Origin of the sequence: Alkalihalophilus pseudofirmus, assembly GCF_029094545.1 — a bacterium.
Classification (GTDB): Bacteria; Bacillota; Bacilli; order Bacillales; family Bacillaceae_D; genus Alkalihalophilus; species Alkalihalophilus pseudofirmus.
Map to the genome: position 1 here is coordinate 452,790 of NZ_CP117835.1, position 26,567 is coordinate 479,356.

25 protein-coding genes are annotated in these 26,567 nt (G+C 41.0%); 19 read left to right on the forward strand and 6 right to left on the reverse strand.

Annotation, left to right across the window (positions count from 1 at the left end):
• Positions 1 to 121 precede the first annotated feature (121 nt).
• The 9 genes from PQ478_RS02380 (at position 122) to PQ478_RS02420 (ending at position 10,330) form a co-directional block, all read left to right on the forward strand.
• Positions 122 to 1,252 carry a sensor histidine kinase gene (locus PQ478_RS02380; protein ID WP_012957427.1) on the forward strand — a complete coding sequence of 377 codons (1,131 nt, stop codon included), beginning with the start codon at positions 122 to 124 and terminating at the stop codon, positions 1,250 to 1,252.
• Between the two features lies 1 nt (position 1,253).
• Positions 1,254 to 1,853, forward strand: a complete 600-nt coding sequence (locus PQ478_RS02385) for a response regulator transcription factor (RefSeq protein WP_289235715.1) — start codon at positions 1,254 to 1,256, stop codon at positions 1,851 to 1,853.
• 404 nt (positions 1,854 to 2,257) lie between these two features.
• Positions 2,258 to 3,934, forward strand: coding sequence for a sulfatase family protein (locus PQ478_RS02390; RefSeq protein ID WP_289235716.1), 1,677 nt, complete (start codon positions 2,258 to 2,260; stop codon positions 3,932 to 3,934).
• A gap of 146 nt (positions 3,935 to 4,080) precedes the next feature.
• Complete coding sequence (locus PQ478_RS02395; protein ID WP_289235717.1) at positions 4,081 to 4,563, forward strand: DUF2243 domain-containing protein; 483 nt, start codon at positions 4,081 to 4,083, stop codon at positions 4,561 to 4,563.
• Between the two features lie 3 nt (positions 4,564 to 4,566).
• A complete protein-coding gene (locus tag PQ478_RS02400) occupies positions 4,567 to 5,397 on the forward strand; it encodes a cytochrome c oxidase assembly protein (protein ID WP_289235718.1) in 831 nt (276 codons plus the stop codon).
• Between the two features lie 75 nt (positions 5,398 to 5,472).
• Entirely contained in the window at positions 5,473 to 6,174 is a 702-nt protein-coding gene (locus tag PQ478_RS02405; protein WP_075683311.1) for a response regulator transcription factor, read from the forward strand.
• On the forward strand, positions 6,167 to 7,576 hold the full coding sequence (locus tag PQ478_RS02410; protein ID WP_289235719.1) for a sensor histidine kinase: 1,410 nt from the start codon (positions 6,167 to 6,169) through the stop codon (positions 7,574 to 7,576). The genes PQ478_RS02405 and PQ478_RS02410 overlap by 8 nt, the downstream gene beginning before the upstream one ends.
• Before the next feature lie 151 nt (positions 7,577 to 7,727).
• Positions 7,728 to 9,932 (forward strand): MMPL family transporter, encoded by a 2,205-nt coding sequence (locus PQ478_RS02415; protein WP_289235720.1) that lies wholly within the window; start codon positions 7,728 to 7,730, stop codon positions 9,930 to 9,932.
• Positions 9,929 to 10,330 carry a hypothetical protein gene (locus PQ478_RS02420; protein WP_289235721.1) on the forward strand — a complete coding sequence of 134 codons (402 nt, stop codon included), beginning with the start codon at positions 9,929 to 9,931 and terminating at the stop codon, positions 10,328 to 10,330. The genes PQ478_RS02415 and PQ478_RS02420 overlap by 4 nt, the downstream gene beginning before the upstream one ends.
• A gap of 57 nt (positions 10,331 to 10,387) precedes the next feature.
• On the opposite strand, the gene PQ478_RS02425 is transcribed toward PQ478_RS02420, so the two are convergent.
• The 3 genes from PQ478_RS02425 to PQ478_RS02435 are packed head-to-tail and all read right to left on the reverse strand — an operon-like array spanning position 10,388 to position 12,808.
• Positions 10,388 to 11,962, reverse strand: coding sequence for a type II secretion system protein (locus PQ478_RS02425; RefSeq protein WP_289235722.1), 1,575 nt, complete (start codon positions 11,960 to 11,962; stop codon positions 10,388 to 10,390).
• A gap of 17 nt (positions 11,963 to 11,979) precedes the next feature.
• Positions 11,980 to 12,390, reverse strand: a complete 411-nt coding sequence (locus tag PQ478_RS02430; RefSeq protein ID WP_289235723.1) for a type II secretion system protein — start codon at positions 12,388 to 12,390, stop codon at positions 11,980 to 11,982.
• A 13-nt stretch (positions 12,391 to 12,403) separates the two neighbouring features.
• Positions 12,404 to 12,808, reverse strand: coding sequence for a prepilin-type N-terminal cleavage/methylation domain-containing protein (locus tag PQ478_RS02435; protein ID WP_289235724.1), 405 nt, complete (start codon positions 12,806 to 12,808; stop codon positions 12,404 to 12,406).
• A 241-nt stretch (positions 12,809 to 13,049) separates the two neighbouring features.
• Here PQ478_RS02435 and PQ478_RS02440 point away from each other — a divergent pair, with 241 nt between their 5' ends.
• Complete coding sequence (locus PQ478_RS02440; RefSeq protein ID WP_012957442.1) at positions 13,050 to 14,222, forward strand: TraB/GumN family protein; 1,173 nt, start codon at positions 13,050 to 13,052, stop codon at positions 14,220 to 14,222.
• A gap of 35 nt (positions 14,223 to 14,257) precedes the next feature.
• On the forward strand, positions 14,258 to 14,464 hold the full coding sequence (locus PQ478_RS02445; RefSeq protein ID WP_289235725.1) for a hypothetical protein: 207 nt from the start codon (positions 14,258 to 14,260) through the stop codon (positions 14,462 to 14,464).
• Positions 14,465 to 14,775: 311 nt separating this feature from the next.
• Here PQ478_RS02445 and dctP read toward each other — a convergent pair whose 3' ends face one another.
• Positions 14,776 to 15,810: a TRAP transporter substrate-binding protein DctP gene (gene dctP / locus PQ478_RS02450; protein ID WP_289235726.1), complete on the reverse strand. Its 1,035-nt coding sequence runs from the start codon at positions 15,808 to 15,810 to the stop codon at positions 14,776 to 14,778.
• Positions 15,811 to 16,031: 221 nt separating this feature from the next.
• Here dctP and PQ478_RS02455 point away from each other — a divergent pair, with 221 nt between their 5' ends.
• The 6 genes from PQ478_RS02455 (at position 16,032) to PQ478_RS02480 (ending at position 22,455) form a co-directional block, all read left to right on the forward strand.
• Positions 16,032 to 17,156 carry an NADH-dependent flavin oxidoreductase gene (locus PQ478_RS02455; RefSeq protein ID WP_289235727.1) on the forward strand — a complete coding sequence of 375 codons (1,125 nt, stop codon included), beginning with the start codon at positions 16,032 to 16,034 and terminating at the stop codon, positions 17,154 to 17,156.
• Positions 17,157 to 17,291: 135 nt separating this feature from the next.
• The gene (locus PQ478_RS02460) at positions 17,292 to 18,386 is read left to right on the forward strand and encodes a PRK06851 family protein (RefSeq protein WP_289235728.1); all 1,095 of its coding nucleotides are present in this window, start codon (positions 17,292 to 17,294) and stop codon (positions 18,384 to 18,386) included.
• A 696-nt stretch (positions 18,387 to 19,082) separates the two neighbouring features.
• Entirely contained in the window at positions 19,083 to 19,604 is a 522-nt protein-coding gene (locus PQ478_RS02465) for a hypothetical protein (RefSeq protein ID WP_289235729.1), read from the forward strand.
• 15 nt (positions 19,605 to 19,619) lie between these two features.
• Positions 19,620 to 20,549: an alpha/beta hydrolase gene (locus PQ478_RS02470; protein ID WP_289235730.1), complete on the forward strand. Its 930-nt coding sequence runs from the start codon at positions 19,620 to 19,622 to the stop codon at positions 20,547 to 20,549.
• 170 nt (positions 20,550 to 20,719) lie between these two features.
• On the forward strand, positions 20,720 to 21,442 hold the full coding sequence (pxpB, locus tag PQ478_RS02475; protein ID WP_075683324.1) for a 5-oxoprolinase subunit PxpB: 723 nt from the start codon (positions 20,720 to 20,722) through the stop codon (positions 21,440 to 21,442).
• Positions 21,439 to 22,455, forward strand: a complete 1,017-nt coding sequence (locus PQ478_RS02480; protein WP_289235731.1) for a 5-oxoprolinase subunit C family protein — start codon at positions 21,439 to 21,441, stop codon at positions 22,453 to 22,455. The genes pxpB and PQ478_RS02480 overlap by 4 nt, the downstream gene beginning before the upstream one ends.
• Here PQ478_RS02480 and PQ478_RS02485 read toward each other — a convergent pair.
• Complete coding sequence (locus PQ478_RS02485) at positions 22,452 to 23,216, reverse strand: IclR family transcriptional regulator (RefSeq protein WP_289235732.1); 765 nt, start codon at positions 23,214 to 23,216, stop codon at positions 22,452 to 22,454. The genes PQ478_RS02480 and PQ478_RS02485 overlap by 4 nt on opposite strands.
• A 120-nt stretch (positions 23,217 to 23,336) precedes the next feature.
• Between PQ478_RS02485 and PQ478_RS02490 the strand changes: the two genes are divergently transcribed.
• Together PQ478_RS02490 and PQ478_RS02495 are read left to right on the forward strand one after the other, a co-directional pair.
• Positions 23,337 to 24,560, forward strand: coding sequence for an NRAMP family divalent metal transporter (locus PQ478_RS02490; protein WP_012957454.1), 1,224 nt, complete (start codon positions 23,337 to 23,339; stop codon positions 24,558 to 24,560).
• Positions 24,561 to 24,599: 39 nt separating this feature from the next.
• Complete coding sequence (locus PQ478_RS02495; protein ID WP_289235733.1) at positions 24,600 to 25,361, forward strand: 5-oxoprolinase subunit PxpA; 762 nt, start codon at positions 24,600 to 24,602, stop codon at positions 25,359 to 25,361.
• A 52-nt stretch (positions 25,362 to 25,413) separates the two neighbouring features.
• On the opposite strand, the gene PQ478_RS02500 is transcribed toward PQ478_RS02495, so the two are convergent.
• Positions 25,414 to 26,286, reverse strand: coding sequence for a GNAT family N-acetyltransferase (locus tag PQ478_RS02500; RefSeq protein WP_289235734.1), 873 nt, complete (start codon positions 26,284 to 26,286; stop codon positions 25,414 to 25,416).
• Positions 26,287 to 26,567 lie beyond the last annotated feature (281 nt).

Below are 26,567 nucleotides of genomic sequence, written 5' to 3' on the forward strand. Positions count from 1 at the left end.
ACCATTCAATTTGACGATTGGATGGTTTTTCTTCATATTTTGAGGGGAAAGTAAATTGTTGATTAACAGCAATGGCAAGTTGAATATTGTATGATAAAGAAAAACAGAAAGGAGCGCTACTTTGCAAAATTGGTATAATATTTTCCCGAAAAATACGGGACTTAGTGTGTATGTATGGATTATTTTTTGTCTCCTGCCTTTTTACTTTATTTTTAGATCCTCATCTCTTTGGGAAATCATCTTTGGAATTTTAATGATCGTTCTATTTTTTGTGTCGTACCGTTTATCCTTTATCACTAAGGGAGGGCTTGTCTACCTTTGGGTCAGTATTGAAATGGCTATAAGCATCGGGATGACGTTGTTTTACGGATATGTGTACTTTGCTATTTTCTTAGCTTTTTTTATCGGGAACATTCAAAGCAAGGGCGGCTTCATTACTCTTTATGTTGTTCATTTAGTCACGACGATTATTGCTGTCATCTTGAGCTTCTTTACTCAGCAAGAATTATTTCTCGCCCAGTTTCCGTTTATCATCATTTCTGTCATAGGTGTCATTTTACTGCCGTTTAATACGTATAACCGCAATAAGCGTGAGAAGCTAGAAGGGCAGTTAGAAGATGCGAATAAACGAATCTCTCAATTAATTGTGATGGAAGAACGCCAGAGGATTGCTAGAGACCTTCATGACACGCTTGGCCAAAAACTTTCATTAATCGGTTTAAAAAGTGATTTGGCTCGGAAGTTAATTGATATAAACCCAGAATCTGCTAAAGTAGAAATAAGTGATATTAATCAAACTGCAAGAACGGCCTTAAAAGAAGTCCGTGAGATGGTCTCTGATATGCGCGGGACTAAATTAGAAGATGAAATCGTTCATTTAGAGCAGATCTTAAAGGCTGCAGAAATGGAATTCATTTTTAAAGGAAACGCGAAGCTTTCAAACACACCCTTACTAGTAGAAAATGTGGTAACCATGTGCTTGAAAGAAGCTGTCACGAATGTGATTAAACATAGTGAAGCGACATCTTGTAAAGTGGTTATTAAAGAACTGCCGGAAGAGTTGCAAATTACCGTCCAAGATAATGGGATTGGCATCAATGACAAGGAAGAATCTAATGATGGAACTGGACTTTTAGGTATAAGAGAGCGGCTTGAATTTGTCAATGGAAGCCTTGAGATCACTGCAGTGGACGGGACGACTCTTGATATTCGCGTGCCAAATGTCATTAAACAATCGATTAGGGGGGATTGACTTGATTCGTATTGTAATCGCCGAAGATCAGCGGATGCTGCTTGGAGCGCTTAGTTCGCTCTTGGACTTAGAAGATGATATGGAAGTCGTGGGAAAAGCGAGAAACGGAGAAGAGGCGCTCGCTTTAGTACAAGAGCATAATCCTGATATTTGTATTATGGATATTGAAATGCCGGTAAAAAGCGGACTAGATGTCGCAGAAGAGCTCGTCGATCACCCTTGTAAAACTATTATTTTAACGACATTCGCCCGCGCTGGTTATTTTGAACGCGCTCGTAATGCAGAAGTCAGCGGCTATTTGCTCAAAGACAGTCCAAGTGAAGAATTAGCAAGTTCGATTCGAATTATTATGGATGGAAGACGTATTTATGCTCCTGAATTAATCGACCTTGCGTATGACAATAAGAACCCGCTTACGAACCGTGAGAAGCAGGTAATGGAGCTGATCGCTGAAGGGAAAAGCACAAATGAGATTGCCAGTGAGCTTTATTTGACGAATGGAACGGTGCGTAATTATATTTCTGTCATATTAGATAAGCTTGATGTAGGGAATCGAATTGAAGCCATCTCTAGGTTTAAAGAGAAGGGCTGGTTTAAATAACAGAATGCTTAGATCGGAGTAGTGATCTGAACTGAAGATTGGCCAGCAGCAATTGTCTGTTTTCATGCGGTATATGCGTTAGTTAAAGAAGGTATTGGACGCATTCATCTGGTAAATGCGTCGGTTGACGAGATATTTGCGTCTATCTGCTTTTATTGCGCCTATTTAACAGCTAACTGCGTCGGTGTTTAGCGGAATTATATTCTTCTAAATTAGAATTGAGTCATTTATAAAAATAATGACCGAAAGCTATTCTATTTTTAAATAGGGTAGCTTTTTTGTTGCTAAAGAAAGTAAGACTGCCTCCCTTCAATAGAGCATATAGTTTTATAAAGGTCTAATTTCCAAAGTTCTATTTTGTGTATTCTACTTTAGTAAAGAGAGAACAGGCAGGGGGCGATGACATGAGCAACAAGAAGAGGAAGAAACCGAATATTCTTATCTTGATGGTGGACCAGCAGCGGTATCCTGCAGTGTATGAGACAAACGAAGTAAAGAAATGGTGTGAAGAGAATTTATGCGCTCAGCAGATGCTTAAGAAAAATGGGATGGTATTTACCAATCATTATGCGGCAAGCACCGCCTGTTCTCCAAGCCGAACCACTTTATATACAGGCCAATATCCTTCCCTTCATGGAGTCACCCAAACGACAGGAGTGGCTAAAGGAGCTTTTGATCCAGATGTTTTTTGGCTTGATGCGAATACCGTACCGACAATGGGTCATTATTTTCGCACTGCGGGCTATGAAACATTTTGGAAGGGGAAATGGCATGCGTCAGATGAGGATATTTTCATTCCTGGAACCCATGATGCGTACTCAAGCTATAACCTAGACACAGGTGTCCCTGAAAAAGACAAGGTGAAAATGTATAAGCAAGCAAACAGGCTGGATGCGTTTGGCTTCTCTGGCTGGATTGGGCCTGAGCCTCATGGAACGGACCCTCGGAATTCGGCTTCTTCTGCCGCAACTGGTATGAGCGGCCGGGACCAAGTGTATGCAGAAGATACAGTGAAGCTGCTCCAAGCATTAGATAGGAAGAGTCAGAAAGAAGAGGAGCACAAGCCGTGGTTTGTGATGTGTTCCCTTGTTAATCCTCACGATATTGCCTTGTACGGCGTGCTAACTGCTGTGCAGCCGAATTATCATTTTGAGGTAGACCAGACCTTGCCATTTATTCCGCCTGCGCCTACTGTAGAAGAATCCTTATCGACGAAACCGCGTGCGCAGGAGAGCTATCGGTATACGTATCCGAGAGCGCTTCAGCCGATTATAGATAATAATTTTTACAGACAGCTCTATTACAGCTTGCAAAAGAAAGCAGATCAAGAAATGGAAAAGGTCCTTAAAGCGCTGCAGCAATCTAGTTTTTATGAAGATACGATTGTGCTGTTCACTTCAGATCATGGAGAGCTGTTAGGGGCACATGGCGGGTTGTATCAAAAGTGGTATAACATGTACGAAGAATCGATCCACGTGCCGCTCATCATCCATAATCCGCTGCTCTTTAACTCTCCTGAGGAGACTGGTATGCTGACGAGTCATGTGGATGTGCTGCCTACATTACTCGGTTTAGCGGGGGTAAAGGTAGAAAAAGTGCAAGCTAAGCTTTCAAAGAATCATACGGAAGTGCGTCCATTGGTTGGTAGAAATTTAAGCAAGTTAATCAAAGGCTCTGATGAATTTCATGAGGCAGATGAGCCGATCTATTTTATGACAGATGATGATGTGACAAAAGGGCTGAACCAAACAACTGCTAGAGGTGAACCTTATCAATCTGTTCTGCAGCCGAACCATATTGAAGCAGTGATTGCAACACTTCCTAGCGGCAAAGGGAGTAAGAAAGAAGTTTGGAAATATGCTAGATATTTTGACATCCCCCAATCAGATGGCGACCAAGAAAGAAAACATGTCCTTGATGAATTTGAATTGTACAATCTGACGCAAGACCCGCTGGAAGAAAGAAATTTAGCGCATCCACAATACGCAACCGAGCTCACAGGGCGTATTCAAAAAGTACTGAGTGCGATCCTAGCTGAGCAATCGAGGCAGAAAAGACTTGTGCCAAAAAAGAGTGAATAAGCAGGTTACTAACAGCCCTTTATCATCCTAGATAAAGGGCTGTTACGTGTGCACTGAAAAATTGTTTGTTTAATAATGAGGTATATGGAAATAAATACATAGAGAGTGTAATGATAGAATACTTGATAGTTAAAAAGGAGGCACCTATGGAGACACCAAATACTAGAAACAATATTAGAGAGAATAATTATTCTCGGCGTAATCTCTGGTCTGGGATTTTATTTGGAATTGGACTCATTGCTTTTGTGGATGAGATGGTCTTTCATCAGCTTTTACGCTGGCATCATTTCTATGATTTATCAACAACAGATATCGGCTTAATCTCAGATGGGTTATTTCATGCGTTTAGTTGGTTTGCTACAATTGGCGGACTGTTTTTATTTGCTGATCTAAGGCGGCGTCATGCTGTGAATATTAAGCGATGGTGGGGCGGTGTATTTCTTGGTGCCGGAGCGTTTCAGCTGTATGACGGAATCGTTCAGCATAAAATGATGCGCATTCATCAAATTCGCTATGTGGAAAATGTGATTGTGTATGATTTGGTTTGGAATATCGGGGCGGTTGTCATGATCATCATAGGAGTCGTTCTAGTGAAACGCTCTAGTCACTCAAGGAAAAAGGGGGAATAAGTGATGGAAGGAAATCATCATCACCATCACCATCACCACGCTATGGATGGGACCTCGTTTGTGATGGCTGAGTGGATTTTAGCCACGCCTTTTATCATTTTGTTGGCAGCCTATTTAACCGCTGTCATCATTTCAAATCGAACGCATAAAAAATGGCCCGTTTATCGAGTTGTATTATGGATTGCGGGTACGGTTTTAGCGATACTTTCTGTCTTAGGACCACTAGCTCAACTCGCTCATGGGGATTTTGTTTGGCATATGGCCGGCCACTTATTCTTAGGCATGCTAGCCCCGCTATTCATGGTTCTTGCGGCGCCGATGACTTTGTTTTTACGGACTCTCCCTACACATGCTGCTAGAAAAGTAACAACCATTTTAAAATCAAAATTTGCTGTGTTTTATACTGACCCTATTGTCGCTTCTATATTAAATATAGGAGGACTTTGGATTCTCTACACCACAGAGCTGTATACGCTTATGCATGAGTATGTCATTCTTCATATTTTGATTCATTTCCATGTCTTTTTAGCAGGATATTTATTTACCCTCTCTATGATTTATATTGACCCAATGCCGCATATAAGAAGCTACCTATACCGTGCTGTTGTCCTAGTCTTAGCATTAGCAGGACATGGCATTCTATCAAAATATATTTATGCCAATCCTCCAGAAGGTGTTCTAAGAGCGCAAGCGGAAGCTGGGGGAATGTTGATGTATTACGGCGGAGATGCTGTAGATGTGATTATTATTTTTATCCTGTGCCTGCATTGGTATAGAGCGACTAAGCCTAAATTCCAGCAGATGAGGAGGCAGGCTGCGGCTGAAAGTATGTAAATTGTTCATCTTGCGTTCATAAACTTTCTTTATAATAGAAGGAGCACGTATTCTAATTAAAATAGAGGGAAGAAGATGAAACATAAGGCGTTGAGTGTATTAATTATTGAAGACGATCCCCACATTGCAGAGTTGATACAGTTATATATGGAGAAGCTGGGCTATTTGACGCAAGTGGCCTATGACGGTGAAGCTGGGCTTGAAGCCTATTACGAAACCTATCCTGATTTTATCTTTCTAGATATTATGCTGCCTAAAATAGACGGGTGGGAGTTATGCAAAGAAATTAGATGGGATAATAAAAAAATACCGATCATTATGCTGACAGGAAAAGGAGAAAGCCAGGATAAGATTAAAGGTCTTGATATCGGGGCAGATGACTATGTTGTGAAGCCTTTTGACCCTAATGAACTGGTGGCTAGAATGAAGGCAGTTATGAGAAGAGCTGATCTTCTAAATGATGAAGATCAAGTCGTTTCCCTTTCAGGTCTTGTGGTTGATAAGAAGGAGTATAAGGCAGCTGCGGGTGACAAGGAGATTATGATGCCGCCTAAGGAGCTTGACTTGCTTTATTATCTTGCCAGCTACCCTAATCAGGTGTTTACTCGACAGCAGCTGCTTGATCAGATTTGGGGTTATGCGTTTGAAGGAGATCCACGAACGATTGATGTTCATATTAAACGAATACGTGAGAAGCTGACAGAGGCGGATGCAAAATGGACGATCAAAACGATTCGCGGAGTGGGGTACAAGTTTTTGGAGAAGGAACATGAGTAGACAGCAGAACATTTTCACAAAGTTGTTCGTCACTTATTTTGTCATTATCTTGATTTCATTCTTCTTATTTAATTCCATCTTTCTCTACCTTTTTCATGTGAATATGTATGATGATTTTAAAGAAGGGTTTGCGTATTCTAAAGAGAAGATTGAAGCACATTTTGAGCTTGCTGACAGCGAAGATTGGAGCGAGGAGCTTCTTGATGCCTCACTCGACATAAGTTTGAGCCAAATGAATAACAGCATCTATATCTACAGTTCAGGTGCAGAGCGAGTTTACCAATCGAGCTATGACCAAGCCCCGAAACTTCAGGTTGATCGATCAATGGTTGAAGATGTGCTTCGCGGTGCGGAACTAGCTGAGGGAATGAGGGTGGATAACCGGCTTGTTTATACTATAGCTGAGCCGATTGATGTCACTGCGGGCACGCCTCATGTGATGGTCATGGTCTACTATGAATTAGATCATCAGTACAAACAGGTGCTGATCATGATTGGTTTAACCTTTACGATCACCATGGCGCTCACAGGATTTATCCTTTGGTTTATCTCAAGAAGGCTGACTGCTCCGCTAAGGGAGATGAATCGAATTGCTCTTCAACTTGCTAAAGGAGATTTTTCTCAGCATGTACGGGTCAATTCTAAGGACGAGATTGGCCAGTTAGGCTCAACCTTCAATTATATGGCCAAAGAGCTTGAAAATATTGAGCAGATGCGGACAGACTTTATCACCAATGTGTCTCATGACTTAAGGTCGCCGCTTACATCGATTAAAGGGTTTCTAACTGCACTCCTTGATGGAACGATTGCCGATCATCGAAAAAACCATTATTATACGATCATGAAAAATGAAACGGAACGCTTGAGCAAGCTGGTAAATGATTTATTAGATATGTCACAGCTTCAGCATGGTCATATTACGATTAAGCCGACCACGTATAATTTGAGTGAACAGGTTCGTCTGGTCGCCGCAAAAATGGAACCGCAGCTTCAAGCTTCAGACCTTTTTATCGAGCTTGAGGAAGGAGCGGGAGATGTGTATGTATTTGCAGATAAAGACCGAATTGAACAGGTGTTGATTAATCTAATAGAGAATGCGATTCATCACTCACCGCCAAAAAAACCTGTTTATGTTCACCTATTGCAAGAAGCTGAACAGGTGAAAGTGAGCATTGAAGATTTCGGTGAGGGCATTAAAGAAGAAGATCTTACCTACATTTGGGAGAGATTTTACAAAACAGATAAAGCTCGTTCCAAAAAAACGGGGACAGGAGTTGGTCTCTCCATCGTAAAATCGATCATTGACCTTCATCAGTCGTCCATTCAAGTGAAAAGTGAGGTTGGTATAGGTACGACGTTTATATTTACTTTACCGCAATCGAATAGTAAAGACATAGAGTAGAAAAGGTTGGCTTTATAGCTGGCCTTTTTTTGTTCATCTTGTGTTCATATAAGCGTGATACTCTAAATTTGCAGGCAGTTAACAAGAGAGTCATTCACTTTAACTGAAATACTGCTTAACTAAAATTAAATCAAAGAAAAGAGGAGTATAGATGAAAACGATCGCTGCATTTGCCTCAAACCGTAAAGGGGTGTGGATCATTTTACTAGCCTGGGTCATTATAGCAGGAGCCCTCGGCATGGCCCCTTCTGCCAATGATTATACGGTAAATACAGGTGAAAATGATCTGCCAAAAGAAGCACAGTCGGTTATTGCTAAGGAAAAAATTAACCACTATTTCCCTGAAGACACAGGAATGCTTGGACTGCTCGTTTTTCAAAATGGTGCCGGATGGGATGAATCAACCTTAACTGAGGTGGATCAAGTAAGTGAATGGATAGGAGAAGAAATCCCAGAAGAACGTTTAGAGTCTTTGATTCCATTTCACCAGTTTCCAAGTCATGCAAAGGAAATGTTTTTATCGGAAGACAGTACAACCCTTGTCCTGCCTTTAATGCTTGCTGACCAACTTGAGATGGATGAAATCAATGAGACTGTCATAGCTATAGAAGAGTACAGTTCAGAGGTTCTTGAAAATGGGACATTGATGATCACTGGACCAGCGGGAATTGCTTCAGATACGATTGCTATTTTCTCAAATGCTGACCTCGTTTTATTATTTTCTACGATTGCATTAGTGCTCGTTTTACTTATTGTTATCTACCGCTCGCCGTTGCTCGCTGTTATTCCGTTAGTGGCAGTTGCGTTTGTGTATCAGGTAGTTGACCGAGTGCTCGGTATGCTTGCTGCCTCGGGGGCCTTGACGATTGAATCACAATCATTATCCATTGTGATGATCCTCTTGTTTGGGGCTACGACAGACTACAGCTTATTTGTCTTCTCACGTTTCCGAGAAGAGCTGCGAAAGCGAGAAAACAAACATGAAGCCATGGATGCGGCAGTTAGAGAAGTGGCCGAGCCGATCTTCTTTAGCGGAGGAACAGTATTTGCTGCGATGCTTGTGTTATTACTAGCTCAGTACGGTCCATATCAAAACTTTGCGCTCGTTTTTGCAATTACAATTGCGATTGTACTGATTGCTGGATTAACACTCATTCCAGCTCTATTCACGATTGTCGGACGCCGCTCGTTCTGGCCGTTTATTCCGAAAGTGGGAGAAGAGACATTGGAGAAAAATCGTTTCTGGTCTGCGATTGGATCTTTTGTCACTAAAAAACCGGTCATAGCAGGTGGACTAGTGCTCATCTTCCTGCTAATAAATGCGTCAAATGTGTTTAATACTCAGTATTCATTTAACATTATTCAATCCTTTCCTGAGGATATGAAGTCCCGTTTAGGGTTTGAACAATTAGAAGAAAGCTTTCCTCCAGGTGAGCTGGCACCGGTCTCTATATTAATAGAGGCAGAGGATGGATTTACACTAACAGATTCAGAGCTTGATTCTATTGAAACGTTAAACGAACAACTCCTCAGTCTAGATGGAATAGATTCCACCTCACTTCCGGATAAAGAGCAGATTAGAGAAGGTAGTGAACATGGCGGAAATGTGTTAAACGAAACGGGTGAAGCGTTGAAGTTTGATGTAATTTTAAGCATGAATCCTTACGATCAGGCATCACTCGATATTGCAGATGAACTAGTCGACAGGAAAGAGGAATTGCTGGCAGATAGCGGACTTGGTTCAGAGTATGAACTGTATATCGGCGGCGAAACAGCTAAATCTGCGGACATTCGTGCACTGAGCAATTGGGATACGTTCGTTATTGTAGTAACTGTCACACTCGTTATTTTTGTGATGCTTATCTTCCACACGAGATCGCTCGTTGCACCGATCTATATGATGGCAACCATCCTTCTTTCCTATGCTTCAGCCTTAGGGTTAAGCTGGTTCTTCTTTGAGAATGTGTTTGGTTTTGAAGGGATGAGTTACCGAATTCCGCTGTATGCTTTTGTTTTCTTAGTAGCTCTCGGGGTTGATTACAACATCATGCTCATTTCAAGAATTCGAGAAGAAAACCGAAGCTTTGGTATAAAGGAAGCGACAAAACGCGGTGTAGCATTAACAGGCGGTGTGATCTCATCAGCTGGATTAATCCTAGCAGCAACGTTCGGTGTATTAATGACACAGCCGATCTTAGAGTTATTTATGTTTGGATTTATTGTCTCGATAGGAATCATGCTCGATGCTTTTCTAGTGCGAGGCATGCTTGTTCCAGCGATTGTTACCTTGTTAAAACAATGGAACTGGTGGCCTGCTGAGGCTAAGAAAGAACAAACAAAAGAGGTGTCAAAATGAATAAAACAAAAGTATTATTAAGGTTTTCAGCGCTTTATGCGTTAATTGGAACATTTTTAGGAAGTCATATGGCAGGAGCAGGTTCGATGTTATTTAGAGCTATTCACGCCCACATTTTACTTGTGGGCTGGCTTTCTCTATTTGCTTTTGCCATCTTCTATGCCGTCTTTGCTATTCCAAAGCATTCCAAACTAGCGAAAGCCCATGTATGGACAGCACTAATCGGCAGCTTTGGCTTAACATTCGGCATGTGGATGCACTACTTCAAGCCTGACTGGGCGTCAGAAACGTTCAGCCTCATTTTCTACATTGTCGGAGGAACCGTATTAATTATCAGCTTTGGACTATTCGCTGTAATGACGTTTGTGTATGGACGTTATTTTGGAGATAGAGGGTAGTAAAAAAGCGGTGCGCATAAGGTGAAATCTCCCTATGAGCTCCGCTTTTTATTTAATTTATCCTACTATAAAATGAACATTGCTGTATGTGAAGTTGCTCGTGTGAATTTTATTGCCAATTTGAACATGCCCATTTACTTTAATCGTTGAACCATTATTTGTCGTAAAAACGGTATTTTCATTAAAATAGGCATTGCCTTCCACGAGAATAGAAGAGCCACCATTTAAAGTAACGCGTGGCGGGCCAAAAAGGTGGTGAGATACAGACAATTGACTTGCATTGTCTAATACTAAATCGCCGTCAAATCGAGCACTTCCTTCAATTTTAAGTTTTGATTGAGTGTTTAAATGCGTACTTCCTTTTACAAAGAAATTTTGTTGTACAATAACATTAGCTCCATTTTGCGGAAGATTATTGAAGAAGACAGCATTACCTTTAACCGTAATCTCTCCGCCGCTGTTAAGGCCCCAACTTTCTTTTCTTACAAAGAAGTTATCCGTGACTGTAATTTTATAGCCACCATTGAAACCTAACCCTTCCGAGAAAAACACACCACCATTAATATAGGTATGTGTACAAGGAGCCCAATCGAAATTTCCTGCAAAATTAGAGTTTGATAATTTTGCATTTCCGGTGTACTCACACTGGTGTTTCGAAAACTTCTTCTCAGGATAATCCTCGGGTTTAAATGAAATTGAATCAAAGGAATCCTTATCAGTAAAAGCACTATCGTTAGGCGGCAGAGGTTCATCGGAATCTGGATTGCTAGGGTTATCTGGATTTGAAGGTGCTCCACAATCAGGATCTACATAAGGAATAAACCCCTCATCACCAGCTGTAAAAACATATATTTCTCCTTGAGAGCTGCTTCCCGGTGCAAGTTTATGTTCACCGCTAACATGTACAATGGAAGTATCAATGATATGACCGCCGGATTGGTGATCAAAGTCACCTTGAACATGTAAGGTGGCCCCTGAAACTTTTCCGCCGTGTTGTACCGTTAAATTACCCGTAATGTAAATAGAGACATTATCCTTGCTTATTCCTTTTAATTCTTTGCCATTTGGAATGATTAAATTACCCTCAATCAGAATCGTGGTATTAGCTGGAATTGGATCAGGCAGATCTAAAGCTGATCGTATTGTATCCCAATAATTAGTCGATCCGGTATATATAGAACAGACTTTTCCATTAGGAGGAGGCAGATCAATTCGATCTATATTACTGGCATATCTTTTTTCAATAATGGTATCGATCTCAAACGTTTGGTTTTGCTCGTCATTTAACGTAAACGCCACATATAAATGTTCCTCTAATTTAGGGGAGATCGGACCGTTAAGAAGTGATTCACCGTTGATGAAGACCTGTTCAAAATGAACATCACTTCGTCCTATTAGATTGTCTGCATGTAACTCATAAGGCGTATCAGCGCTATGTTTCTGTCTAAGGTGAGAGAGGATGATATTAGCCTCTTGTCTTAGGTCAATATGAGACTGTGTTTTGTTTGTATGGGTAACTGATGTTGTAAGAAGATTAAAAGTTACTGCGCCAACTATCCCTAGCAGAGTCAGGACAGCTAACACTTCGAGTAGGGTAATTCCCCGCTCGTTTTTTAAAAGTTTTAAAAGCAATGTAATCACCTGCTTTGTTAGTTGAAGTAGTCGTTAATGTTGACAATGTACTCAGGGTGGGTTTGAGGTTTACCATTTACAGTAGTGATAATTTCAAAAGAGAAATTAGTTCCCGATACAACTGGTTCTGTAATAATAAAGTGTTGTAATCCTAGGGGTACTTCATATGGAACTTGTAAATTCTCTTTAAAAAAACCTACTAAATCTTCTGGGTCTGCCTCACTTCTAATCGATTCAAAAGCTTTATCTATATAAATATAAGCCATGTTCGCCAATTTCTCATGCTGCATTTGTTCTTCAACCATACTAAATTGTTTGGAACTAGATAAAACATTGTTCACTAGAATGGGGGCAAAAATGCCGATGACAGTGATGATCAGCAAGACGACTAACAAGGCATATCCATGTTGATTTTTTATATAATTCACCTGTAAATCCTCCTTAATTATTCTCAATATAGCCGTAAAGCCTAGTAGTGTCTTTTTCATTAAAATCCTCTGAGATTGACACATCTACATAGAAGGGGATTAAATTTAAATGAGTTTGATCCGGTACTTCTTCAGCTTGAATGTAATAATATTTATTGTTTATTTGAAAATAGTGATTTCCTTCGTCTGATGTATCATATTCCCCTAATTCAATAGATTTTGCCGTCCGCACATCAACCAGCACCTTCTCAGCCAGGTTAACAGCTGTTAACCGGTCCTCAACTTTGTTTGAAAACATCATAGATTGTGAGAAAAAGGTCATAAAACTAATAATGACTATGCTAAGGATCACCATGGATGCAAGCACTTCTATTAAGGTGAGTCCATTGTTATTTATGCGAAATCGAGGTCTGTGCAATAAAACCACCTCATTTATAGGATGAATTAAGTACTATATTCTTAATTTACATGATGTCTTCCTAGAATACTATCGGAATGTTTGTGGACAGAGTTTGTTTTTTAGTCATTATTCTTAAAATGTTCATATGAAAGTGGCTTACCATCGGAACTCTCACCACTCGCTTATTGTAGTTATCTCATGAATCTGAGATAATAAATGAATAGTACATTGGCAGAAATGTTAATAAAGGAAGGTACATATGTCCGAGCAGAATATTACAAGGATTCATTTAAATGGAAAAGAACTTATTTTAATAGGAACGGCTCACGTATCGAAGCAGAGTGCAGAAGAAGTGAAGCAAGTGATTGAGGCGGAGCAGCCTGATTCAGTTTGCGTAGAATTGGATGAGCAGCGCTATCAATCCATCACTGCCGGTAACAAGTGGAAGGACATGGACATTTTCAAGGTTATTAAGGAAAAGAAAGCAACTCTTTTACTGATGAACCTATTTATTTCCTCCTTTCAAAAACGTATGGCTAAGCAGTTTGATATTAAGCCTGGGCAAGAAATGATACAAGGAATTGAATCAGCAAAAGAGACTGGAGCAGAACTCGTACTTGCTGACCGTAACATCCAAATCACCTTCTCTAGAATTTGGCACGGAGTCGGTTTATGGGGACGTGCGAAACTTCTGATGTCTATTGTTTACAGCGTATTTAATAATGAAGAGATTTCAGAAGAAGAGCTTGAACGTTTAAAGACTGAAGATATGTTAAATACGATGCTTCATGATTTGACGGTCTCATTTCCGAGGTTAAAGAAGCCGTTAATTGACGAGCGCGACCAATATCTGGCACAAAAAATTAAAGAAGCACCGGGAGATAAGGTGGTAGCTGTGTTAGGGGCTGCTCACGTTCCTGGAATTAAAGAACAAATTAAACAAGATCATGACTTAGATCGATTAAATGAACGTCCAAAAAAATCGATTGCCCCGTCCATTATTGGCTGGATGATTCCAATTCTAATTCTTGGAATGATTGGGTATGCTTTTTATACAAACCCTTCCGTAGGTGCAGATTTAACCTTGAGCTGGGTTCTGTGGAATAGTGCGTTTGCAGCGATTGGAGCAGCGATTGCGTTTGGTCATCCGTTAACGATTTTAACCGCACTCATACTAGCTCCACTGACCTCATTATATCCGCTGCTAGCTGCTGGCTGGTTTGCAGGCCTTGTTGAGGCGTATATCAGAAAGCCAAAAGTAGCGGACTTTGAGAGTCTATCGGATGATGTCTATTCGGTAAAAGGATTCTGGAGCAATAATGTGACTCGTATTCTGTTAGTCGTTGTCTTGACTAACCTTGGAAGTACGTTAGGCACAGTAATTGGCGGAGCTGACGTTGTACGCCAGTTTATGCAGAATATTTTTGGGTAAACGAATCTCTGTTATGTAGAGGGTAAGGTGATTAAATGACAATCGTTGACTTTAAAGCGGCACAAAAGTGGGCAAAGATTCCTAAAGACTTTCAACAACAGTTGTTAGAAAATGTATTTTGCCGAAATTGTGGTGTCACAAAAATTGTAGATTACGGAATAGAAACTGATAAATTCGGTATCGTACTCACTGGCAAGTGTAAAAAATGCGGTGCAGATGTGGCACGAGTGATAGAAGATTAGATTTAACGAGCAAAACTCCTCGCTAGGCAGGCGAGGAGTTTTTTATTGTATTTTTCTCTGTCTTTATTGTAACTCTTCCTCAACGGATATACGCGGATTCCGCTGTTATATGCGTCAGTTGAGAGGATAATTGCGCTGCTGTCAGGTAATTGCGTCATTGTAGAGAAGATTTGCGTTCATCTTGAGCACAATTGTATTATTCTCTGCAATAATTGCGCCGCTTCGCTACACAGCTTCGCCTCAGCACTCAGCTTCAATACAGCATCCCCGCCCAACAAAAAGCGCCTCACCAAGCCGGTGAGGCGTTTCTCTTATTCTACGTTGGCGATTCGCTCTAAAATATCTCCGTATTGTTCTTCGTATTTTTCGTAAACAGGCTGAACCTGCTCGCGGAAGGCATCTAGGTCTAGTTCGTCGGCTGAAATGATTTCAACCCCGTTGTCTAGCAATTGCTGCTTCTGTTCTTCTTCAAGAGTTTGTGAGATCTCTCTTTGAGTCGCAGCGAATTCTTTTCCAAGAGTAACCAAGGTTTCTTGAATGTCTGCAGGTAAAGACTCATATAGATCATCATTCATTAACAATGTAGCAGAAGCATAGTAAAGTCCTGCCTCCGTAAAATGATCAACTTGCTCATAGACATTCGTACTTGAGATGACACCGTATGAGAAGTCAGATCCATCAATAACACCTTGCTGAAGGCCGCCGTACACTTCCGGAAAGGCCATTGGTGTCGCATTCGTTCCTAGCGCACTATATGTATCTAGTAATAGGTCGCTTTCAATTGTACGCATTTTTAAGCCTTTTAAATCATCAGGCGTTTTGACAGGCTGCTGGTTATTCGCAATATGGCGCTGTCCATTTTCCCAGAACGAAATTCCTTTTAGGCCGGCATTGCTCATTGTATCTAATAATTCCTGGCCAATGTCGCTATCTAATGTTTGGTATGCATGATCAAGGTCTCTGAATAAGAATGGAAATTCAATAGCCGTTACTTCTGGAACAAAGTTAGTGACAACCCCCGTTGTGATCACACTCATATCCAAGTTTGCCAATTGAACACCTTCTAATAGTTCACGTTCTCCGCCTAAAGCACCGTTGCCGAAAATTTCAAACTGAACACGGCCGTCCGTTGCTTCTTCTACAGCCTCAGCGTAAGCATCAAAGCCTAATGCGTATGCTTCCTCAGGCGGTGCGATATGACCGACCTTCAAGGTAATCACCTCATCTGATGCAGGTGCCTCGGCCGCTTCCGCTTCTGATGAGACTTCATCTGAGCCCCCACAGGCTGTTAACCATAGTAAACAAGCAGTTGTTGATGCGATTGATAAGATTTTTCTCTTTTTCATCTTCTCTCCCCCTACTGAATCTTTAGCGCTTAAAAGCGTTGAATTAATAATGTATTGCCTATTATAAACCATGTCAGATCATTTTACACTAATTTTTTAGAATTTTTTGTTTATTTATTGTGAAATGACTACTTTATTTCGGTAAGCAAACTATTTGAAATGAAGATATAAACCTCCTATGATAGAACAAACGTTGTAGATGATTAGAGGAGGTACTAGAAATGAACAACCAATATACTTCTATTTTCAAGGATTACACATTTAAACGTGGGGTGACATTGAAAAACAGAGTGATGATGGCACCGATGACTAATTTTGCGTCTGATGAAGAAGGTAAGGTGACAGATGAGGAGCTTGCCTATTACAAAGTTCGTTCCGGTGGAGTAGGGGCGGTTATTACAGCCGTTGCGTATGTTACTCGAGATGGAAAAGGGTTTCAAAATGAAATAAGTGCCGATTCAGATGAGATGATTCCTAGCCTGAAGCGATTGGCAGATACGATTAAGGGAGAGGGAGCAAAAGCGATTTTGCAAATTTTTCATGCAGGTAGAATGGCTCCAAAAGAAGAACTAGTCGAAGATCGTCCGGTTAGTGCAAGTGAAGTAGCAGCACTAAGACCAGGTTCAATTACTCCAAGAGAGCTTACAGAAAGAGAGATTGAGAACATTATTGAGGCATTTGGCGCAGCTGCAAGACGTGCGATTGAAGCTGGGTTTGATGGTGTGGAGATTCACGGTGCCAATACGTATCTTATCCAACAATTCTTCTCGCCTCATTCTAACCGTCGCACAGATAAATGGGGAGGCACGTTAGAAAAGCGCATGACGTTTCCTCTTGCCGTCATTGATAAAGTAAAAGAGGCCGTCAATACACATGCCAATGAGCCGTTTATTGTCGGATATCGAATTTCACCTGAAGAAATTGAAAATCCAGGTATTACAATGGAGGATACACTTTCCTTTGTAGATGTTCTAGCAGAGCAGGACCTAGATTATCTGCATGTCTCCGTCCAAGACTTCTGGCAAGGATCAATTAGAGATGATCAAGATAAAGAGTCGAGAGTTACTATGATCCAAGAACGTGTAGGAAATAAGGTTCCAATCATTGGCGTAGGTTCGCTTCATACGGCAGATGATGTGAAAAAAGCATTGGATACAGGGGTTCCTTTTGTCAGTTTAGGAAGAGAACTAATTATGGAACCAAAATGGATTGAAAAAGTTCAGTCAGGGAAAAAGTCTGATATCGCTACGACATTATCAAGAAAAGACCAAGAAACATTAGTCATTCCAGATGTATTGTGGAGTGCTATCACAAATACACCGGGCTGGTTCCCAGTTGAAGATTAAAATGGATTGGTTTGATCCGCATAGTCTTTTTATGCGGATCTTTTTTGTGCCTTTATGGCTGTTTCGAAAATAGGCATTAACCATTGGGAGATTACCTACATATGTTGCATTAAAAGGGTTGGGGAGGGTGATTGAGTGAAAGGAACAATTCGGAACTACTATGCAGGGGGAAATACAGCTAAAGGGTTTTACAGTCTGTACGATTCAGCCATTGATGGATTAGATCGTTTATTTATTTTAAAGGGCGGTCCGGGTACCGGTAAATCAACATTAATGAAGGCAATCGGCCAAGAAATGGTTGATAAAGGGATGGATATTGAATTTCTCCACTGCTCGTCGGATACGAATTCAATTGATGGAATTATTGTTCCCGCTTATAAAATTGGAATTGTGGATGGAACGGCTCCGCATGTCATTGAACCAAAGGCCCCAGGTGTCATAGAGGAATATGTAAACTTAGGAGTGGCTTGGGATACGGAGAAATTAATGCCGCATAAAGAGGAGATTTTAGCCCTTTCAAAGAAAATCTCTCATGCTTTTCACACTGCGTATGATACGTTTAGTGAAGCGCTGAGTGCTCATGATGACATCGAAGACATTTATATAAGCAATATGGACTTTGCGAAAGCAGATCAATTGGCAGAGGAGATGATTGATTTATTTTACGGAGATTTGACGCTAGAGAAAACGGCTTGTGTGAAGCACCGGTTTTTAGGGGCAGCAACACCAGTAGGAGCCGTTGATCATATTCAAAATTTAACCGCAGATATCACTGACCGCTATTTTATTAAAGGTCGTGCCGGATCTGGGAAATCGACGATGCTGAAGAAGATTGCAAAAGCGGGAGAGGATAAAGGCTTTGATGTAGAGGTCTATCACTGCGGCTTTGATCCTAACAGCCTTGATATGGTAATCATTAGAGAAAAGGGCATTGCCATCTTTGACAGCACGGCCCCTCATGAATATTTCCCTGAACGGTCAGGTGATCATATCGTTGATGTGTATGAGCGTTGTATCACACCTGGAACGGATGAGAAATTTGCTGATGACATTGCCCGTACCACTAAATCGTATAAAGACAAAATGAAAGAAGCGATCACTTATTTAGCTGATGCAAAAGTGTTAAGAGATCAGCTCGAGGCCATTTATATACAGGCAATGGACTTTAGTAAAGTTGATCAAATAAAAGAAGAGCTGTTACACGCATTCAATCAACATATATCTAAATAATGATCAGGAGCTCGGATATAACTAGTGGTTCACTAAGAATAAAAATGAAGCTCTATTTAGCGGATTTACTATAGACTGTGGGAGTTAAAGAAAGTCACTTGAAAAGTATATCCCTACAGTAGTTGTCGCTTTCCGCTGCAGGGACTCGCTTTCCGCGGGCGGTCCGGAAGCCTCCTCGTCGCACGCTCCTGTGGGGTCTTCCATGGCCACGCACATCCCGCAGGAGTCGAGTCCCTTCCGCTTCAATCAACGGAGCAAATAGGTAGTTAAGTAGCTCCCTCATTGAAAGCTGGCCGTCAATGACTTGGCTTTTAGTAAAGATGTTTAATTGATGTTTCGATTGGTCTGACCCCAAAAGAAATCATCTAGTAAATCCATTACAAAGCACATAACCTAGCGGATGAAATATATGTAGACTTCTGCAGGGACTAGAGCAGGAGTGAGATCCCACAGGGCAAAGCCCGAGGAAGCTCACTAGCTCCCCGCGAAAAGCGAAATATATTTCAGGAGCGGCGAGCTTACACCCCACCCATATTTATTAATTTTTCAGTTCGTTATTTTAGATGTATTTAAATAAGTTTAAATTACTATTTTCCCAGCCGTTTTTTCGTCTAAATTAAACGTTTGTTTAACGAGATGAATTCGGTTTCTAACTATGGTAAGATTTGTATAAACTTTAGAAGAAGAGGAAAACTCATGTATGATCCAACAATATTTGAAAATCTTAAAGTAGCAATAGAAAATACGGTTTATGACTTAGATAATATCGATCAACTAATTGAGGTCAGCGGCAGAAAAGATTTAATGGATATGGCTGTTATGTCAAGGATGCTTGAGCTGTCTTTTTATTTAAAAAACCAGACCCAAGTAGAAGCAACGATTCACTTAGATGCAGCTATAGAAGATTTAGCGGCAGAAATCCTAGAAGAAGAGGATCAGCAGATTGGCTGCGTGTTGAGAGTTTCATTTCAGCTAATGGTTAAAGATCCTGACATAAAGTGCATGATGATTAATGAACTGCTTAAAGATATATGGCAGCCTGAATTAGCTATTTCTCAAAAGGTCGCCTGCCACTATCCATGTGAAGAAGGACAAGCATATGAGAACACGGTTACTATTCTTTTTCCTCGAAAAATTAATGAAGACCAGATGGAGCAGCTGCCAGAATTTATAGAGCATATCTTAATCAGCCTTGAGAGATTAAATGATCTAGAGTAAAGAGGAGGGAAGAGAGTGATCACGAGGGCAATAGAGCGTATAAAAACAGCTGAATATGCTTTTAATGATCCAAAGCTTGATCTGCAGTCGGAGGTCAACACCTACCTTGATTATTACGGGCTCCCACGGGGTATGGCTGATCATACATATGGCTATCTCGACATTAAAGGAGAAAAGATTTTTCTCCAATCCTTTAGTCCAGAAGAGCCGATTGCTGACGTGCTCGTTGTCCATGGATATTTCGATCATACTGGTTCTATGAGTCATTTAATCCATTCCCTTTTAAAAGCCCGGTGCAGAGTATGGAGCTATGATTTAACTGGTCATGGGTTGTCTTCAGGAGAAAGAGCAGCAATTGAAGACTTTTCGGATTACCTCGCAGTCTTTAAAGAAGTAAGCGGGTATGTCACGGCTGATTCTTTGCCTGCCTATGTCATTGCACACAGCACAGGAGCAGCGATTGTACTGGACCATCTGTTACATTTTCGATCTTCTTTTGAAAAAACAATACTGCTCGCACCACTAGTGCGTTCCTATGGATGGAAGCTCTCGGTGCTAGGCCGTATGATATCACCTGCCTTTTTTCAAACGGCTAAGCGAGTGTACCGTAAAAACACCTCTTTAGCTGGATTTCAAAAGAAAGTTATTGAAGATCCTCTTCAGCACAACCGTCTATCTTTAAGTTGGGTAGATGCTTTAATTTCGTGGAATAAAAAAGTACATGTAAAAGGTTCATGCAAGGAGAAGCTGTTAATCATTCAAGGCGATCTAGACCGGACGGTAGATTGGAAATATAACTGTCGTTTTATCAATTATAAATTTCCAAGTGCAAATATCATTTTAGTTAATGGGGCGGATCATCAATTGATGAATGAAACAATCGAGGTGCGAGAGCTGGTCTTTTATTTAATTAATAACTATATAGGGAGCAATAAAGACCATTAGTAAGGGCCTTCCGTATGCGGACAGGCTTTTTTCTTGTTTTTTAAAATCATAATCAGGGGATAATGTAATGGTTCATCCTCTATTTGCTTTTATATTGTCTAACAATTATAATAATTTTAATGATTAAAAGTGGAATATCTGTTCCGAATAATGGAATGAGGAGGGGAGATATGAGAAACGAACAGATTTTTATTCAACCGCTAAGTGATACATCGATTATTATTACGTTTGGAAATGAAATTGATGAGAAGATTCACCTGCAGGTACAATCGTTAAGCAAGTACCTTGAACAAAATCCTTTTAAAGGGTTTGTGGAATATGTTTCTGCTTTTACAAGTGTGACTGTTTTTTATGATCCGCTAGAAGTTCTAGAAGGAAGTAACAATGAGCACTCGCCTTATCAAATCGTACACCAAACCATTACTAGTGCACTGGGAAAACTGCAGACAGAGGTTGGTCATTCTTCAAGAAAGATCGACATTCCTGTTTGTTATGGAGGCGAGTTTGGTGAGGATTTAGAAGTTGTAGCTGATCATAATAATTTGACTACAGATCAAGTCATTGAGATTCACTCTAGTGGTGATTATCTTGTTTATATGATTGGATTTGCACCAGGATTCCCTTATTTAGGAGGGATGTCAAAGTCTATTGCTACTCCAAGAAGGTCAAATCCGAGAACATCGATTCCAAAGGGGTCTGTCGGTATTGCCGGCGAACAGACAGGAGTTTACTCTCTAGACACACCTGGCGGCTGGCAGATTATCGGGAAAACTCCGCTCGATCTGTTTCGTCCTGAAGATGATACGCCTAGTTTGCTGCAACCGGGAGATAGAGTTCAATTTAAACCGATAACGGAAGCAGAATATCACAAGTACAAGGAGAAGATTACATGAGTATAAAAGTACTTCGCCCTGGACTGCTCACCACTCTACAAGATCTAGGAAGAGTTGGATATCAGAAATATGGTGTCATCGTCAGTGGGGCGATGGATCCCTATTCCTTGCGTATCGCCAATCTATTAGTTGGTAACCGAGAAGATACAGCGTGCCTGGAGATGACGATGCAAGGAGCGACACTTGAAGTAGAACAAGATACACTGATGGCCTTTACAGGCGGGCAGTTAACACCAAGCATCGGGAATTACCAGATTCCTTTATGGAGACCTGTTTTCGTTAAACGTGGAAGCGTCATTCGATTTGGAAACTGTGCTAGTGGCTGCCGGACGTATGTTGCAGTGGCAGGAGGATTTGACATATTGCCTGTGATGGGAAGTCAAAGTACATACTTACGGGCCAAAATTGGCGGGCTGGATGGAAGAGCGCTGCAAGAAGGCGATGTTCTGCCCGTTTCAAAAGAACTCTCTGATCACGCCAAATATTTCATGAACCTTTTTAAAGAAAAAGCCGAGAAGTCTTTTTACCTTCCAGATTGGAGGGTAAGAACGTCCGTTACTCTCCCTAATAAAGAAACAGTGATACGGATCCTGCCTGGCACGCATTACGATACGTTTACAGAGGCGTCAAAAGAGCGTCTCTACAATGATGCGTTTCAAATCTCGCCTCAGTCTGATCGCATGGGGTACCGGCTAGATGGATCAGAGCTTGCACGGAGTGAGGCTTCTGAAGTTGTTTCTGAAGCGGTTGCGTTAGGTACTGTTCAAGTGCCTGCAGATGGAAACCCGATTATCTTACTTGCAGACCGTCAAACGACAGGCGGTTATCCGAGGATCGCGCAGGTTATTTCGGTGGATATTCCGAAACTCGCTCAAATGAAACCTGGCGATTCGATTCAGTTTAGTGAAGTGACGCTAGAGGAAGCACAACAATTATATATGGAACGAGAAAGCGAATTAAAAAAGATAAAGAAGGGACTCTATGTAAAAAGGCATGAAAAAACCCCTTCTTAAAGATGGGGCTCTTTGTAGCCAAGTTCTTTCGATATCTCATAGGATGCTTGTTTGAGTTGATTGATCATCTGTTGGATCTTATCGTCGCTAAATCGCTCAGAGGGACCGGCAATGCTCAGGCCGCCAGCGATTTCGCCCTTGAAATCAAAGATAGGAGCAGCAACAGATGTGGTACCGTTCTCAAGTTCAGAGCGGCTGATTGCTATTCCTTTCTTTCGTGAGTCAGATAGAATATCACGGAGTTTTGCAGCGTCGGTTATTGTTCCATTTCCGTATGATGTTAGCTTTTGCTCTTGTAGATACGTCTCTACGTCTTCTTCTGTCATATGAGCTAAAATGATGCGTGAGCAAGCTCCGGCATATAAAGGTGAACGTCTGCCTACTTTCGTAAACAACCTGACCGGATGGGTCGTATCAAGCTTTTCGATATAGAGGGCCTCTGATTGATCTTTTATGGTAAGGTTAACGGCTTCTCCGATTTGATCACGAAGCTCTTTCATATAAGGCAGGGCGATCTTTCTCAAATCCATTCGTTCCGTAACAAGCTGTCCGAATTCTAGAAAAAGAAGTCCTAATTTATACGAACCTGCCCCGTCTCTTTGCAGAAGGCCGGCTTCTTCTAATGAGGTAACCATTCGGTGCACAGACGTTTTCGGAAGTCCTGCTGCATCGACCATTTCATTTAAAGTAAGGGTCGGATTTGTACGGAATAAATGTAGGAGCTTCATCGATTTAATGACTGTTTTATTCGTGTTTTGCAAGAGAAACGCTCCTTTTTATGTATGAGTAGTTCCTCTTTATTGTATTAAACGTGTTCGTAGCTGTCTACATCATAGAGGTGAAGTCACTACATAAACAACTAAGGTGAAAGGGTGATACATATGAATCAAAATCCAATTGACGAACAGCAAGGAAAAATGACAGCGAAGCAGCGTTTAAGCGCCATGATGGGAGCGGCTTTCTTAATGGCCACCTCAGCGATCGGGCCCGGCTTTTTAACGCAGACAGCTGTATTCACCGAGCAGCTGTTAGCTAGTTTTGCTTTTATTATTTTAGCTTCAATTATTTTAGATATTGGTGCTCAAATGAACATCTGGCGTATTATTGCTGTTTCAAAAATGCGCGGACAAGAGATCGCGAATGCCGTTCTGCCTGGCCTTGGCTACGTTGTTGCTTTCTTTATTGTGCTAGGAGGCCTTGCTTTTAATATCGGAAATGTCGCTGGGGGCGGACTTGGGGTCAATGCGTTAATGGGGCTTGACCCAAGAATCGGTGCTGTGATGACTGGTGTGATTTGTATCGTTATTTTTACGCTTAAAGAAGCGAATGTAGCGATGGATAAAATTGTTCGTTATTTAGGCGCAGTTATGATTTTACTAACTCTTTATGTGATGTTTGTAAGTAATCCTCCGTATGCAGAGGCAGCTCTCCGCACAGTGGCACCACTTGAAATTGATTTTCTTGCGTTAATTACAGTCGTAGGAGGTACGGTTGGAGGTTATATTACTTTTGCAGGGGGACACCGTCTTCTTGAGGCTGGTATTTCTGGTAAAGAAAATATTCGCCATGTTACAAATACGGCAATTTCAGGAATTGTGGTTGCATCTATTATGCGATTTATTTTATTCCTTGCCGTCCTTGGGGTGGTTTCAGCAGGCTTTGCTTTAAATGCAGAGAACCCTACTGCTTCTGTATTCCAAATAGCTGCAGGTGAGGTTGGTTACCGCATTTTTGGTTTAGTGTTATGGTTTGCTGGGATTACGTCTGTTATTGGTGCAGCTTATACATCTGTATCCTTCTTAACAACATTCCATAAAAGCATTGAGAAAAATAAAAATTACTGGACGATTGGATTCATTGTTTTCTCAACAGCAGTCTTTGCCTTTATCGGCCGCCCTGTTACCTTGTTAATTTTAGCAGGGGCATTCAATGGTTTAATTCTTCCATTAACGTTATCATGTGTGCTTCTAGCAGCACACCGTTCACGAATTGTCGGCGATTATAAGCACCCAATTTGGATGACGATCTTTGGTGCGATCATTGTTATTTTAACAACATACTTAGGTATTCACACGTTGACTCAAATGATTCCACAACTATTCTAATGATAGAGAAGAAGTGAACTTTTTTAAGGGAGTGAGAGGATGACGAGAGTAGATCTAAACTGTGATTTAGGGGAAAGTTTTGGAGCTTATAAGATAGGGCAGGATGAATTTATTTTAGATCATATCAGCTCGGCAAATGTGGCTTGCGGCTACCATGCTGGTGATCATAATGTGATGGCAGCAACAGTTAAGATGGCTAAAGAAAGAGGGGTGAGCATTGGAGCTCATCCTGGCTTTCAAGATTTAATGGGCTTTGGCAGACGGCAGATCCAAACGAGCCCAGAGGATATTTACCATTTTGTCATCTATCAAATTAATGCCTTGAAAGGTTTTTGTCATTTGAATAATGTCTCAATGAAGCATGTTAAACCGCATGGTGCACTATTTAATATGGCGGCAAAGGATCCTGTGATGGCAAAGGCGATCGCACAGGCTGTCTATGATACGGATCCGTCGCTTGTGTTATTTGGCCTATCAGGAAGCGAGCTTACAAAGGCGGGGGAAGAATTGGGATTAACGGTGGCAAATGAAGTATTCGCTGATCGTACCTATCAGCCGGATGGATCTTTAACACCGCGCACAGAAGCGAATGCATTAATCCATAATACAAATGCAGCGGTAGAACAGGTGCTGCAGATGGTCAAAGAAGGCACCGTTACAGCAGTTGACGGCTCAACCGTTAAGATTAAAGCAGACACAGTATGTATCCACGGAGATGGTGAGAATGCATTATCTTTTGCACAAACCTTACGAGAGGTTCTCACAAACGAAGGGGTTACGATCGCTCCTGTAAACACGTAAAGAAGAGAGTCCGTGGACTCTCTTTTTTGTGTTATATGAAATAGTTAGGTGATTATTGCTTTAATTTATAAGCAGTTAACTGATGAACTTCAGTAAATCCCGCTTTTAGATAAGAATGAAGTGCAGCTTTTTGATTATTATTGACACATAGAGTAATCTCCTCGATCTCCTCGTAAGAAAATAATGCTCGTATCCCGCTTTTCAGCAATTGTGCACCGATTCCTTTTCTTCGATAAGCCTCATCAACAGCTAAAAAGTGGATATCCCCTTCCTTAAAAGAGGGGCTCGCCGTGACATAAATATAACCAACGGTCTGTCCTTTTTCTTCTGCAACTAGAAGCTGATTGGTGCTGGATTGTGTCTCCCACATCTCTTCAGCGCTGAAGTAAGTGTTAGGAAACGTTTTATCGTGCAGTACTTTAAAAGAGGCAAAATGATGCTTAGCGGGCTTTTGATAGGCAGCACTCCTATCACCTAGAGAAGCCTCATTTTTACGTACAGTCAAGATCGTATGCTGTCCAGTTTTTTTTGCACCGATATGGGTCATAAAAGGATGAGCATAATGATGAGCGTGATTGTAGAAGCCATTATAGGTTAGCGAAGGGAGTTCAGCTGTTAGCTGCTCCCACATCGCATAAGCAACTTCTTCCCAATCTTGAACAGATATGAAAGGTCCCCAAATTTCTGCTTCATTTTCATTCAGATCAATATCTAGACCTAGAAAGCCAGCCATTTCTCCATCTTCAAAAGCCGCGATGCAGCAACGTTCTAATGGCAGGTCTGAGAATTCTTGTTCCATAGTATGGGCAATTTCATCAGCAGATTCTCCACAATAGCCGACATGATGTTCCTTTAAACCATTTAATCTTGCAAGAAAAGAAGCGGCTTCCTTTCTTGCAAATTGACGGGTAAACGTAATCAACATTTATCACTCCTAGAACCTTCATCCAGTGCTTAAATCGTAGCAAATATTGGTTATAATCTGTCTATTTTTTAACAATAAAGACGGTCAAAACTCGAATTGGTGCTAAGGTCTTAACTAATGAAGGCAATTTAATCCATTTATCCCATTGGTTTATAAAATGAGCGTGCTATAGTTAAAAAGATGCTAATTATGGTGAATAAATAACGATTTCTAAAGAAGTGGAATATAAGGGAAAATCTAAAAATAAATCGTAAACTGGTTAAATGTAATAAGCGATTTTA